Origin of the sequence: Streptomyces sp. NBC_01591, assembly GCF_035918155.1 — a bacterium.
Lineage (GTDB): Bacteria > Actinomycetota > Actinomycetes > Streptomycetales > Streptomycetaceae > Streptomyces.
Genome location: NZ_CP109327.1, coordinates 274,093 through 287,219 on the forward strand (window position 1 = coordinate 274,093; position 13,127 = coordinate 287,219).

The 13,127-nt window shown below is 67.9% G+C and carries 14 protein-coding genes; 2 read left to right on the plus strand and 12 right to left on the minus strand.

What is annotated here, in order from left to right:
- Window positions 1-36 precede the first annotated feature (36 nt).
- Genes OG978_RS01410 through OG978_RS01425 form a run of 4 tightly spaced genes read right to left on the minus strand, consistent with a single transcriptional unit; the run spans window position 37 to window position 4,139 of the window.
- Window positions 37-1,179, minus strand: a complete 1,143-nt coding sequence (locus OG978_RS01410) for a hypothetical protein (protein WP_326763427.1) — start codon at window positions 1,177-1,179, stop codon at window positions 37-39.
- A gap of 58 nt (window positions 1,180-1,237) precedes the next feature.
- Window positions 1,238-2,203 (minus strand): beta-alanine-activating enzyme beta-propeller domain-containing protein, encoded by a 966-nt coding sequence (locus OG978_RS01415; RefSeq protein ID WP_326763428.1) that lies wholly within the window; start codon window positions 2,201-2,203, stop codon window positions 1,238-1,240.
- Window positions 2,200-3,690 carry an ISKra4 family transposase gene (locus OG978_RS01420; protein ID WP_442817814.1) on the minus strand — a complete coding sequence of 497 codons (1,491 nt, stop codon included), beginning with the start codon at window positions 3,688-3,690 and terminating at the stop codon, window positions 2,200-2,202. The genes OG978_RS01415 and OG978_RS01420 overlap by 4 nt, the downstream gene beginning before the upstream one ends.
- A 29-nt stretch (window positions 3,691-3,719) precedes the next feature.
- The gene (locus OG978_RS01425; protein ID WP_326763325.1) at window positions 3,720-4,139 is read right to left on the minus strand and encodes a hypothetical protein; all 420 of its coding nucleotides are present in this window, start codon (window positions 4,137-4,139) and stop codon (window positions 3,720-3,722) included.
- Window positions 4,140-5,025: 886 nt separating this feature from the next.
- Here OG978_RS01425 and OG978_RS01430 point away from each other — a divergent pair.
- Window positions 5,026-5,193 (plus strand): hypothetical protein, encoded by a 168-nt coding sequence (locus OG978_RS01430; protein ID WP_326763429.1) that lies wholly within the window; start codon window positions 5,026-5,028, stop codon window positions 5,191-5,193.
- A gap of 993 nt (window positions 5,194-6,186) precedes the next feature.
- Window positions 6,187-6,582 (plus strand): peptidase inhibitor family I36 protein, encoded by a 396-nt coding sequence (locus OG978_RS01435; protein ID WP_326763430.1) that lies wholly within the window; start codon window positions 6,187-6,189, stop codon window positions 6,580-6,582.
- Between the two features lie 288 nt (window positions 6,583-6,870).
- Here OG978_RS01435 and OG978_RS01440 read toward each other — a convergent pair whose 3' ends face one another.
- The 8 genes from OG978_RS01440 to OG978_RS01475 form a co-directional block, all read right to left on the minus strand.
- Window positions 6,871-7,527 carry a class I SAM-dependent methyltransferase gene (locus OG978_RS01440; protein ID WP_326763431.1) on the minus strand — a complete coding sequence of 219 codons (657 nt, stop codon included), beginning with the start codon at window positions 7,525-7,527 and terminating at the stop codon, window positions 6,871-6,873.
- A 70-nt stretch (window positions 7,528-7,597) separates the two neighbouring features.
- On the minus strand, window positions 7,598-8,056 hold the full coding sequence (locus OG978_RS01445) for a hypothetical protein (RefSeq protein WP_326763432.1): 459 nt from the start codon (window positions 8,054-8,056) through the stop codon (window positions 7,598-7,600).
- A 62-nt stretch (window positions 8,057-8,118) separates the two neighbouring features.
- The gene (locus tag OG978_RS01450; protein WP_326763433.1) at window positions 8,119-8,727 is read right to left on the minus strand and encodes a hypothetical protein; all 609 of its coding nucleotides are present in this window, start codon (window positions 8,725-8,727) and stop codon (window positions 8,119-8,121) included.
- A gap of 12 nt (window positions 8,728-8,739) precedes the next feature.
- Window positions 8,740-9,165, minus strand: coding sequence for a hypothetical protein (locus tag OG978_RS01455; RefSeq protein WP_326763434.1), 426 nt, complete (start codon window positions 9,163-9,165; stop codon window positions 8,740-8,742).
- Between the two features lie 6 nt (window positions 9,166-9,171).
- Window positions 9,172-11,628 carry a site-specific integrase gene (locus OG978_RS01460; protein WP_326763288.1) on the minus strand — a complete coding sequence of 819 codons (2,457 nt, stop codon included), beginning with the start codon at window positions 11,626-11,628 and terminating at the stop codon, window positions 9,172-9,174.
- Window positions 11,625-11,966: a helix-turn-helix domain-containing protein gene (locus tag OG978_RS01465; protein WP_326763287.1), complete on the minus strand. Its 342-nt coding sequence runs from the start codon at window positions 11,964-11,966 to the stop codon at window positions 11,625-11,627. The genes OG978_RS01460 and OG978_RS01465 overlap by 4 nt, the downstream gene beginning before the upstream one ends.
- Window positions 11,966-12,673 (minus strand): tyrosine-type recombinase/integrase, encoded by a 708-nt coding sequence (locus tag OG978_RS01470; protein WP_326769896.1) that lies wholly within the window; start codon window positions 12,671-12,673, stop codon window positions 11,966-11,968. Before OG978_RS01470 ends, OG978_RS01465 begins: the two co-directional genes overlap by 1 nt.
- Window positions 12,657-13,088, minus strand: coding sequence for a hypothetical protein (locus OG978_RS01475; RefSeq protein ID WP_326763286.1), 432 nt, complete (start codon window positions 13,086-13,088; stop codon window positions 12,657-12,659). The genes OG978_RS01470 and OG978_RS01475 overlap by 17 nt, the downstream gene beginning before the upstream one ends.
- Window positions 13,089-13,127 lie beyond the last annotated feature (39 nt).

Genomic DNA, 13,127 nt, shown 5'->3' on the forward strand with positions numbered 1-13,127 from the left:
TTATCAGGCATGGCCCTGAGAACACCGGCTACCTGATCACCGCAGCCGGTCGGTCGCCTCGCACCCCTTCTGGCTCATGTCGCCGACGCAGCCCCACCCCTCAGTGATGACCCACTCGAAGTACTGAACGGGGCGCAGCGGGATGGCTTCGGTGGTGAATGTGCCGGTGCCGCTCGGGATGCGCTGCTCGTGGGAGCCGCTCGTGTCGGTGTACGAGGCGACGATGTGCCACTCGCACGTGTGCGTGGACACCTCGGGCTGAATGCGGAATGCCACGTTGGACTGGCCGTTGCCCAGCTCGACAACGTTGCGGCGGAAGTACAGCTGGCCCTGCGAGGCGCCTTCGTCAAGGACGTACGGCCCTTTGGCCTTGTCCTTGCTCCCGCCGGTCAGGTCCCACAGCAAGCCCTGCCGGGACTCGGCTCCTGCCGACGGGAGGTGGACGACGGCCTGGGCTTCGGGTGCGCGGCATGCGTCCTTGACGGCCGTCATGTCATTGATCGTGAGTCCAGCACTGCGGTCGCTGTTGAGGTTGAGGTTGAACGTCTGCGACTGGCCGCGATTCTGGTTGCCGTCCTCAGGGTTCATCGCTTCCGAGGGATGTTCGACGATGCGACCGCCCAGCGGCTTCAGGAACGCCCACGCCTCCGCGGAATTGCCCCTGAGAGCGGTGAGGCCGGCCTGTTCGCGGGCGGTCAGAGTCCGGTCGAGCAGTACGGTGATGACCTCGGGCATCTCCTGCTCGTAGTCGTGGGGCGTGACGGTCGAGACGAAGGCGGGCTGCTCGCGGTCGACCGACTTTTCCGCTTGCTTGTCCGAGCGCACCCGTTCCGTCGCCGTCGAGCGGTCCAGGACGAAAGTGGCGTAGTAGGCGAGGGCGAAGCCTGCCAGGACCACGAGGACCGCGAGGGTCGCGTATACCGCGCGCTGTGCGGGCGGCAGTCCGCGAAAGCCCGGCAGATGGTTGTCGGCCCACGCACCCCAGCCGCTCTCTCGCGGTGGCACGGGGTCCGAAGGGGCGGGCTGCGGGGCGGAGGCGGGGTCGTCGTCGGACGTTCGGTCGGCGGGCGTCTGTGCTGCGGTGCTGTTCGGCTCCGGTCTTTCCTCCTCCTCCTCCTCCTCCTCCTCCTCCGGTACATCCGGCTCGGAGGGAGGGCGAGAAGGCGGAGTCGTGGCCATGAGGTCCCCCGTGGATTGGATACGGAATGCCATCGGTCAGGGCGTGCGCCGAGGACTGTCAGGGGCGGGGTGGTGACCATCCAGGTGCGGGGCCGGTCGGGGAGGGTGCTGTCGGGCCTTGGCCGGTGTCGGCGTCGAGGGCGTAGACGTTTCCGTCGTTGCTCCCGAAGTACACCACCCCATCCGCCACCGCCGGCGTGGAGTTGACCTCCCCGCCCGTGGAGTAGGCCCACTTCTCGTTGCCGGTGGCCGCGTCCAGGGCGTACAGATTCTCGTCGCGGCTGCCGATGTACACCACCCCGCCTGCCACGGTGGCGGAGGACTCGATCTCGCCTTTGGCGGAGTAGGCCCACTCCTTTCCGCCGGTGGCGGCGTCCAAGCGGTATACGGAGCGCCTGCTGCCGAAGTAGACCGCTCCGTCGGCCGCCCACGGCTTCGAGGTGATCCAGCCTCCGGAGTCGAAGGCCCACTTCTCGCGGCCTGAGCCCGCATCGAGGGCGTACATGTTCCCGTCGCGGGCGCCGACATAGACGACCCCGTCGGCCACGGCCGGCGAAGCGACGAAATCGTGCGCAGTGGTATAGGCCCACTTCTTCTTGCCAGTCACGGCATCCAAGGCGTAGACGTTCCCGTCATTGCTGCCGATATAGACGACCCCGTCGGCAACCGCAGGCGAGGCGGAGACCCAATTGTCCGTGTCGTAGGCCCACTTCCTGGCCCCGGTGGCGGCGTCCAGTGCGTACACGCCGCTGTCCCAGCTCCCGACGTACAGCACGCCGTCGACCACCATCGGTGTCGAGTGGACCCAACTGTTCGTGCGGAACGCCCACTTTTTCTCACCGGAGTCGGCGTCCAAAGCGTAGACGTTGTTGTCGTCGGAGCCGATGTACACCAGCCCGTCGACTACTGTCGGCGACGACTGGACCTGGTCACCCGTACCGTAGACCCACTTCTCCCTGCCAGTGGCGGCGTCCAGGGCGCAAACCCCCTTGGGTGCAGATCCAATGAGGGTTCTGGCGATCAAGCCGCTGGTATGAGCGTGTCGCGGTATCGGGCCTGGTGGTTGCGCGTGAACTCCTGTGTCTCGTGCCAGGCCCAGTAGGTGTCGAAGTCGCCGTTGCTGCGCAGGGCACGGAGTTTCAGGACGGCTTCGGCGCCGGAGAGGCCCCAGCGGGCTCCGGTGATGTCGAGGCGGTCTTTGACCAGGTGGCGGCACGCCCCCTCGATGATCCCGGTGGCGATCGGGAAGCCTTCGGTCAGCGCGGTGTCGTAACGCAGGTAGGCGGCCTTGTTCTTCAGGTAACCGACGGCGTCGTCGATACCCTTGCGTGAGCCAGGCCTGAGCCCGACGGCGTCGGCGGCGGCGCTGATCGAGGCCGCGGCCTGCTCGGAGCCTCCGGCCAGGATGGTACGGGCCTGTCCGGCGACCCAGGCCTCGGCCGCGCGGTCGCCGGCCGGGTGCAGGCAGTGCGCGGCGCCCCACAGGTATTCGAGCACGTGGATGATGTCGATGACGATGTGCACGGTGACGTTCCGGCGTGCTGCCTCGGCTCGGATGAGGTCGAGCTGGTGCCGGGCGCCGTCGACCAGCACGACCCAGGTCCGGCGGTGGGCGGGGTCGCGGGCTTCGGCCTGGTCGAATACCGCGGCGATGACTTGTTCGGCGGTGTCGTTCACCGAGCCGCACAGCCACTTGGACCTGGCTCTCGGTCCCGGGCGACACTCCTTCGCGGGGTCGGCGGGGTCGGCGATGATGTCGTCGACGCCGCGGACGGCGGGCTCGGTGTCGTAGACGGTGCCCAGGGTGGCCATCCGTTTGCGGCCGTGCTTCTCCCCGGGCGCGAGCCTGGTCGCCATCTTGTTGCCGCTCTTGGTCGCAGCGGCCTTCGCCGTGGCCTCGCGCAGCGCCTCGGGCCTTATCACCACGCCCTTGCCGTCGGTGGACAGCACCAGCAGCGTGGCGTCGGTGCACGGCTCGGGCACCAGGGCCTGGTAGAAAGCGTCGATGCCGGCCGCGGCGGCCACGGCGAGCTCCTGGACCTGCCTGTGGCCGACCCCGGCGCCGGTCAGCGCGTTGACGCGGTCGACCGCCTCGGCGAAGGAGCCGCGGGCGGACTCGGTGGCGGCGAGCCTGGCCAGCCCATGGCTGTGCATCCCGGCCGGCATGTTCAGCGCGGCGTCGGCCAGGTGCAGATCCGCCGAGCCGGTGGCCCGGTAGGCGATCCGGGTCGCGGTGACCTTCCCGAACACCGTGGCCAGGATCCGGCGTCGGCCCCGCTCGATCCGGGTGCGTTCAACCCCGGTCTCATCGACCACCTGCCCGGCCCGCCGCTCGCGCACCGCGCGCAGATCCAGATGGTCCTGGAACAGCTGCCGGGTCACCTCGCGCATGCGCGCCGCGAGCAGGTCTTCCAGCCCTGAATGCGTCAACGCGGCGGCGTCCGGCGACGTCAGATCCTTGGCGACCTGCTCGAACAGGCCGCGGGCGGCGGCGAACGCGGTCTCGGCCACCGCCGGACCGCCGGTCTCCAGGGCGGCGCTCACCAGCCCAACTCCCGTCCGTCCACCCTGAACAGCCCCGGCGCAGTCTCGGCCAGGATCCCCCGCTCCACCAGGCGCTTCAGCTTCGAGCGCATGCCCTCCACGTGACGGGCCTCGGTCTGAAGCCCCAGCTCCACGCACACGTCCTTGCACCGCCACGCCGACCCCGACGTCGCGAACAGCGCGGTGATCCGCTGGTAGTCCGGCGACATCACCGTCACATCGCCCGCGGCCTCGGCGGCCAGCAGCGCCGCGGCAACATCGACCGGCCCGGACGCCGCCGGCACGGAGACATCACGTGTGGCCACCGGACCGTCGGCCAGCACCTGCTTCACCGTCTCCCGCGTGATCTGCAACCGGGACAGTTCAGCTTCCGCCTGGGACACCGCTTCGGAAAGCTCTGCGATCTGCTTGCGCAACTCCGCGACCCTGGCCCGGCATTCACTCTCTCTGGCATCCAACGCGGCCATCAACGACGGCACCACACCACCCCGCCTCACCCGGTGCCCGCACCCACGGCCGGCTCACCTCGCCGACGTTAGAGACCGCCCCACACCGGCACATCCCGAACCTCTGCGAATCACCCCAACGAAGCACCCTCACAAGATCTGCACCCAACCCCCTTGGTGCCGCCGCCAACGTAGACGACCCCATCGACCACCGCCGGCAACGACTCGAGGACCTGGCCTCCGATGGTGTGACGCCAGGGGCGCCACGGCGTTGACTCAGGGATACGTCCCTCGCTGCCGTCTTGCTTGCGCCTGCTGCCGCCGTCGTCTTCCTTAGCGGAGCCGCCATCAGAACAACCGGCAGTAGTCGCACCGACCAATGAGGTCACCACACCAAGCCCGAGCCGCAGCGCTCCCCGGCGGCTAAGACTCTCCGTCACGCCCCTCTGATCGACAAGCGAGCCGAACCGCCGCTGCCCACCTGACACTTGTCCAGCCATCAAGAACCCCCGTTCTGGACACCGCAGCAACACCAAACGGGCACGCACACGACAGCGTTAACCCACGAAACTCACGACGACAGTCCCACACGCGGACCGGGTTCACGCAAGACAGGATTACGCCCTGTGGCCGGGGAGCGGCGGCTGATTCTCAACTCCTGACCGGTGCGGTGGCCTGCGCACTGCGACGAACCCGCGACTCCCGCTGGCTTCTTCCCGGACGACGCGCCGACCAGCCGCTCCACCCACACACGGTCACCAGCAGGCTGGACTCCCGGGAGAACCCGTGACAGTTGAATGAGCCCATCAGTATCAACCTCCGAATAGCGCAGGGTTGAAACACCGACTCTTAACCAGTGGGCAAGGACGACCCCATCTACCTGCGCGTCCACGCCAGCCCCGAAGGACGCGACTACCACCAGCAGATCACGACACTGCGCCAAGCCGGCGCACCAGAAGACTGGCTGGCCCGCGCCTTTCCCCAGCAAGCGATCCAGCACTATCAGGCGGGGCAACTCCAGTAACGGAACGTCTGCCCACCGATCGAGAGAAGGCCGCGCATGCCTGGGCCGGACCTGCCGCCGCCGGCGGCTCCCATGACTGTGGAAGCCCTACTCACCCGGTGGCCCACCGCCGCGCAGAAGGTGGAAACTTCTCCACGGAGTGCTCGTCTTCGCTGGCGACTTCGACGAGCGTGACCTGGAGACAGCACGCCGTACCTACCCGGGCCGTCGTCCGGTGCTGAACGCCGACAGCGGCCTGGAAGTACATCCGGCCGGGCCTGGAGCCCCCACACCGCTCGTGAGCTGAACGCCTCCCGAATCAGGGGAATGGCATGGCCCAGGGCTCGCGCCGCAGCGACGCGAGCGTCGTCATGCCGGTCTTTTGGCTGGGACGGGTCCATCTACGCCGGGACAGCCGCCGTGTACCTGCCTCGGGCACCCGCCCCGGGCTGTCAACGAAGACCAGGCCGCGCTGAGGTTCTCCCCGGCGTGCGGGAGGTGCTGATCAGCTGGTCAGGGCGGTTGACGGGGGCTTCAGGTACGTTCGTTTGGCCGTTGCCTGGTCGGCGTAGTACTTCTCCACGAACTCGACCGGAGAGGTAGCCGGCGCTTCTGGATGCGCCGTGAGTCATAGAAGCCGTTCAGGCTCTTACCACTGGCGGCGCAGCTGGACGCACTCCGCAGTGATCTGGGCGAGGAGGTCGGTGTCGTCGGCGGGCGCAGGGCGTTGCAAGCGGTGCAGCAGGTCCCGGTGCAGGCGCAGCGCGTCATCGCTGCCGGTGGCGGCCAGGACAGCTGACCACAGGGGACTGCCCGGGAGGGTCTTGTTCTCCGCTGTCTCCAGCAGTGTCAGTTTGTCCTGGTGGGTGAGGCGGCTCAGCTCATGCTGCCCGGTCTTGTCTCCTATCTCGCGCCCGGCATGCTCCTTCCGCGCTCCGCTGGCGGAGTGAACGCGCAGAAGATCGCCCGCATCCGGCCAGGGCGGCCGGGAAGTCTGGTGCCGTAATCAAAACTGTGAAGCGTGTCGCGGCCTTCGCCGCCCTGGCCCTCATGCCGCTCGCCGCCACCACCGCCACCGCCTCCGCCGCCTCTCCGGCCGGCGGGGTGCGGGCGGCGATCGACTGCCCGTCCGGCTACGTCTGCATCTACCCCGAGATCAACTTCGGCGGCCAGCCCTGGGTCCGCCGAGCCGTCGACGGCAGCGTCAAAGACCTGCCCTCCGCGATCCGGGACCGGGGCAGCTCCATCCGGAACAATTCTGACCGAACCGCCCGCGTCTACGAGAAGCGGAACTACTCCGGCCGCTGGGTGTGCGTGACCCGCAGCGGCGGCTCCATCCACGACCTGCGCGGCTACAACCTCAACGACCAGACCCGATCCCTGAAGATCAACCGCAACGACTGCGGCTGACCCGGCCACGAACCGGTGGCCCACCCCCATTCCTCCGAGGTGGGCCACCCTCGTGTCTCACGACCGCGCCGGCGGCGGCCGTTTCGATCTAGTGGACCTGGGACACCTTGGCCGCCTGCCCCGAGGAACGACGGAACGGTCCGTCCTTTCTCTCGGGCTTGAAGTCGAGTGGACGCGACGGGCGCCACGTTTTCCCAGCTCAGTGGCATGACTCGTTCGGTGCCGTGTGCGCGACAGGTGTCGTGGATACAGGCTCGTTCCGATGCCAGACCGTGGCGCGTTGGCTGTTCAGCGCTGGTGCCAGACCAGCGTGTAGCGCCAAAACAGTCGCCGGCGCAGCCGTGCGCCGGGTAGTTCATGGCGAGCCTCGCGCACGATGTCTGCGAAATTCATGGTCGCCGGTCGGGTCGGGGCAGTCATCGAGGTCGGTCGCGGTGACTTGCGGCCCTTGTTCTTGATCCATGCCATGGCGACATTCGACGGAATGGCGACGGCATCGATCAGGTAGTCACTCCGAGACTGTGGGCGGTAGAGACCGATGACGACCAGGGTTCCGCCGGGGGCCAGGTGCTGCCGAAAGCGGGTGAGGGCGTCACTAAACGGCAGGTGATGGATGGTGGCGACACATGTGATGACGTCGTAGGGACCAGGGGGTATCTCGTTCAATGCGTCTCCGACGGTGAAGGTCACCGGGGCTGCCGGGGCTGTGAGCTCCCGCGCGCGAGCGACGATGTCGGCGTCCACGTCGACGCCGTGCACCACTCCTGCCCGTGAGGCCAGGAGCCTGGCAAGGTCACCGCTGCCCGATCCGACGTCCAGGGCGCTGTTGAAGCGTCTCGGGAGCTGGCGCAGGATCCACTGGTGGTAATGGGCGTTGTGGTCCCAGGGATGGGTGGCATGGAACTGTTCAAGTGCTCGAAGGATGCGGGGCAGCAGTGTCGTCATGGCGTGAGTCCATCAGAGGTCGGTCGTCTGGGACACCGTCGTCGGGTGACCGCTGACGGCGATGATGCGGTCAGCGGTTGAGCTGGGCCATCAGCTCACGGTTCGCGGCGCGGGCGGCTTCGAGGTCCTCGTCCCGTTCCGCAAGCTCGCCGCGGAGGTCGAGAATCTGCTGTTCCAGCTCGGTGGCGCGGCGTGTGAGCGTCTCGATGTCGGCCGGGGCGCCGAGGCCGGATGCTTCCCAAGCCGTCTGGCCCAGAGCCTCGGACAGGCGCCGTTCGAGCCGGGTGATGTGCGCGGCCAGTCTCCCGTTGCGGGCCGTGAGGTTCGCGACGTCGGCCAGCAGCGACTTGCGGCTGACCTGCGTTCCGGCAGTCGTGCTGGGCAGGGGCTGGCCCGCGCGGGCGATGACGGCTGCGTGCAGATCACCGTGGCGGTGAATCAGGCTGCGGTGAACGCCGGCGGCACGGGCGACCGAGGAAACGCTGATCTCCTCGCCGGCGGAGACCAGTTGGTCGAGGGCTTTGAACACTCGGTTTCTTCGACGGTCGGAGTCAGCGGCCCGCGCTCGGGTCAGGTGGTCCGGTGATGCGCTCACGCGTCACGCTCCAGCCGCAGGTCCGGCTCGGGCGGACGGATGCCGGGCATGCCCAGGGAGACGGTGCGGGACTTGCGCAGGGTCCGGGTGGCGTCCTTGATCTGCTCGCGTTCGTCCTCGGTGAGCCCGTCGAGGTCGGTCTCGACGCGGCGGATCAATGTGCGGATGCGCTTGATCTCCTCGTCGGACGGAGTCGCTTCGGTGCGGGCCCAGGCGTCGAGGTCCGAGGCCGCGGCGAGACGTTCGCGGTCCCTCAGCAGGGTGTCCAGGTAGGTCCGCAGCTCCGGCAAGTACGACGGGTCAGTGCGGAAGTGGTCGCAGCCGACGCAGCGAAACCGGAACGGGCAGCTGTGACCGCCGGCCTTGACGTTGCTCGGTTCGACGCAGATGCCGTAGGGGACGGACACCTGGCCGATCCGCAGGCGGGCGTGCTCGTGCTCCAGGAGCTGGCGGGCCTGGGTCCAAATCTTGTTGCCGTGCCGGTCGAACTGGTGCGAGACAAGTTTGTCGACCGCGGCCCGGGTGCGTTTTTCCGTGACTAATGGTGACGTCGGGTATTGGAACTGTCCGAATGCCTTGGGCGTGATCGCACCCGATGACACCATTGGCCATGTAGGTCACTCATCACAGTCCAACGTGAACTCGCCGGTAGCGCTGTCGCGAGTGGCGTGGCAGCGGCGGGGTGCCAGAGAGAACTCCGCTTCGGCCCACCTGGCGATCGCCAGCGCGAGGGCCACCTCTGCGTAATCGACCTCGAAGATCTCCAGTGCTCGGACTGCGATCAGTATGTAAGGGCTGCTTTCGACGAGTTCGATGTCGCCAGAGACCTTGCCCAGGCCGACTCGCAGCGTGGCGACTTCACTCTCGGTGAGTGTCAGCCGACTGCCGTAGTAGGCGTTGTTGACCTCGGAAGCGTCTAGCCAGACCCGGTCGCTGACGGGGGCGCCGGCAGTTGGCGGGACCGTCAGCCGGATGGCTTCGGCTGCGATCCCGAGAAACAGTCCGAAGCCACTCTTCTGCACTTTGTAGCGATAGGTTCGCATTGGATCTCATTCGTGTCGTGAGTCGCGGCACCGGTCGCCGGACGCGATTTCGTGGTCGTGGCGACTTGTTCTGTGGCTGATCTCGGCTGCGTAGGTGGCCCAGTCGCCCGCGGAGAGACGTTGCCAGGCGACAGCGACATCGGTGTGGATGCCGAGCGTGCGGGCGAGGATCCCGGCCGGGATCTCGGTGGCGAGCTGGAAGAGCGCGGTGCTGCGGGCCTGATTGGGCCGGATCCCGAGCTGGTTCAGCCGCTGGGTCAGCTGTGTGGTGCTGATCGGCCGTCCGGGCTGGCCGCCAGGGAAGAGCCATGGAGACGGAGTCAAGGCCCCGATGGTGGCGTGACCCTTGCGGTTCGCGGCAACCAGGCGGGCCAGTGCGGCGACGGGCTCGGGCAACCGGACGGGGGCATCGCCAAGGTGGAGACGTACTTCCTGGGCGCTGGCCTCGACGTCCTCGGTGGTCAACCGGCTGATCGCTGACGGTCCTTGGGCGTAAAGGAGGAGAAGGAGTCCTGCGAGGCGGTCTTCTGGTTTGAGGGTGTCGTCGTGCAGGAGTCGGCGTGCGACGTTCCATCGATGCTCGTCATCGAGTGGCTGGGTGGGGCCGTGCCAGCGGACGGCGGGGACGTGGACGGTGGTGAGCTTGTTGGTGCGAGCCCAGCGGATGAAGTGTCCGGCCGTGTGGCGGTAGGTGGCGGAGTCGTCGGTGAGCCACTGGTCGAGGTCGGCCTGCTGGCAGGTCTCCAAGGCGAGGTCGTGAGCTTTCAGCCAGGTCAGGAAGGCGACGGCCGCGTGGGTTCGTTGACGCGCGGACATGAACTGCTGCGGGGTCAGGGGTCGGCTGTTGCTGCGTCGACGTAGTCGCCGGACCAGGTGCCATATCGCGTACCGGTGCAGGACTTTGCGCTGTTCGGGGTCTTGCTGTGATGCAAGAAGGCCGGTGAGGAAGCGTTCGAGGCGGACCATGTACTCGTCCCGCTCGGACAGTGCACCGACGCCGACGAGGACTTGGCGGAGGTGAGCGAGAGGTGGGCTGTCGGGCAGCTCGTCGAGGGCCTCGTGAGTCAGGGCTCGTCTGCTGGCCGCGAGGTCGGCCAGAACCGGAGACACGGACGGCTTGTTCAGCCACCGCTTGGCGGTGATGGGGTGCTCGGCGGTGGCGATGTTGTTCCGCAGGACTTCGAGAGCGGGGTGGAGGGCATCGGATGGAGGGCCCAGGAGCTCGTTGAGGCGCCGGTTGATGAGACAGCGAGCGCACTGGCCGGGGTGCGGGTAGTCGGGATCGCTGCAGGTGGGACAGGTGTGCCAGACCTCAAGCGCGGTGCAGTCCGTGCAAAGGGGCTGGTCGAGAGTGCCGGAGACGACCGCCGCGACGCCGCCGCAGGCCGAGCACGGCGCTGAGCGATGCTGGCAGTCCAGGCACCATGGCCGACCCGTGGTGCGGGAGGTGCCGCAGGGCTTTTCCGCGTCGCAGATGCTGCAAGTCGCGGTGGGCAAAGAGGGGCAGCTCGCGCAGAGCGGACCGTCCGGTGTGCGGGTGTTCACGACCTTTCGCCGGCCGCAGTTGATGCAGGTCTCCAGGTTCGCCGGGGCACTGACCAGGCAGTTCGGACACACTGGCCGGCCTTGGTCGTCGCGGGTGGCGGGCTCTCGGCGGGCTCCGCATCCCGAGCACTCCTCGATGCGGGAGTGGGAGATGCACATGCGGCAGACCCGCTTTCCGTCCAGAGGCTTGTCGATGCGTACGACTCTGTGGCAGCCGGGGCAGGAGGGCCGGACGATCCCGGCGATGCCGGCCTCGTGCAGCAGGTCGATCAGTTTGAGGACCGCGCGGTGGGGTGCAAGGTGGCCTTCCCCGGTCAACAGAGCGGGGTTGGATTCCAGGGTCCAGGCGAGTTTCTGCTGGTAGGAGGGACGAGGCGCCGATCGGCGGACCGCGTCGGCGATCGTCTCTCGTCCGGCCTGCGGGTCCAGCGCGGCGATCAGGGCGCCGATCACTGCGATGGGGTCACGTCCGTCGGTGTCCGGGCACTTGCCGCATCGTGGCCGCCCGGCCCGGTCGCGTGAAGCGACCCGGCGGGCGTTTCCGCAGGCAGCACATGGCTCGGGCTGCGGCCCGCAGTTCCAGCAGTACCAGTCCTGACCGCGGCGCTGGAGAGTTCGCATCTGCCTGCCGCACTCGGCGCAACACGGCGGCGAGACCCTCTGGGCCCCGGCCTCACGCAGGGCGATGAGCAGGTCGCCGACGGCCCTGGGCGCCGGCGAGCGACCGTCGTTCAGCACGCGAGGATGCTCAGAGAGATGTGCCGCGAGGCGGCGTGACTTCGAGCGGCCGCCCGCGACGCTGGCGACCACGGCACGGATCCGGTCAGGCTCCAGCTGATGTTCGACGGCCGCGACCAGGTCCACGATGAGCCCGATCGGGTCGCAGACGGCCCGATCGGGGAGCCCGGGTGTGGTCACGGCCGCTCGAGACCGCGGATGCGGGCTCGCTTGGGTCGCAGGTCACCGACACCTGTCTCGGCACCAACGGCCTTCCTTGTCCGGGTAGTTGGTCCGGAACCTGCTGCGGCGACGGGCTCGATGAGGTCGTCCATGGTGCAGTTAAGGATGTCGAGCAGGGCCATGAGGATCTTCAGGCTGAGCCGCTCGGGGCGCTCGACGACGAGCCGGTAGACCTGGCTGGACGACAGGGTGATGCCCCGTTTGTCCAGTAGCGGGATGAGGTCGGTGGTGGAGAAGAGCCCACGGTCGGCCATGACCTTGCGCAGGTGCCAGTGGTAGTCGAGCTTCGCGGCCATCAGCGGTCCTTGTCTGCGGGGATCGGGGCGAGCGCGGGAGCAAGTGCCTTGTGGAGCATCGTGTTCATGAAGTCGTCGCTGACGTGGGTGTAGATGGCGGTAGAGCTGTCATTCTCGTGACCGACTTGCTGCTGCAGAAACCGCCGGTCAACCCCGTCCTCCGTGAGGTGGGTGACGTAAGAATGGCGAGCGGAGTGGACCGTCAGCGCCTTCGGGAGCTTCAGTGCGTCGCGGTAGGCGACGAACCGGGCATTGATCTCCGCCGGCTTGACCCGGCCGCCCCTCTCGGTCACCCACAACGCGGGGTGGTCCTCGCAGCCGAACCGCGGCCGTACGTTCTCCACGTAGTCGGCGACCGCATCCACCGCCCAGTCCATCACCGACAACACGTTCCGACGACGCGGTGGCTGACCCTTCTTCGCTTTGCCGTAGCGGACGTTGAGTGTGCCGTACCGGCCGAACTGCGGAGCCTTCGCGTTCCGCCCGAAGTCCACCACATCCAGCTTCGATGTCTCGGTCCGGCGCAGACCCCACCCGTAGATGACCTTGAAGAGGGTGGCGTCGCGGTAGGCGGCGAGGGCTCCCTTGCGCTTGGCCCGGACCGCCCGTTCGACCTGGTCGTCGGCGTAGTCGAGGAAGCGCTGGATCTCCTCGCGGGTGAACGGCCTCGCCTCGGGGCGCCCCTCGTAGTCATTGAGGTGGGCGATGGTGTTCCACCCGGTGGCAGATGGCCACCGGGTGAGTGCCGAAGGCGTCCTCGCAGGCCACCGACCAGCCGTAACGACCGTCGATCAAGAACTCGCTGAACAGGCGCAGACTGCCCTGATAGCTGCGGATCGTGGACGGCGCGAGGTGCTTCTCGCTGGTCAGCCACAGTGACCACTCGTCCACATGGCCAGGAGCCCAGGCCCACGGATATTCGTTGGTGTACTCCAGGAACCGGCGTACGAGTCGTTCCCGGGCGGTGACCGTGTCCTCGCGGAGCCCACGAGCGGCCTGTTGGGCCCTCCAGCCCCGCACCATCGCCTCGACCATCGCGTCCTGTGGACGCAGCTGGGCCACCCCGGAGACCAGCTCCAGTTGAGCCGCCCCCGCCAGGTCGGCACGTCGCTGTAGACCCACTTTCACCCTCCCCTTCAGAGGGCAAATCCTGCATCAGAC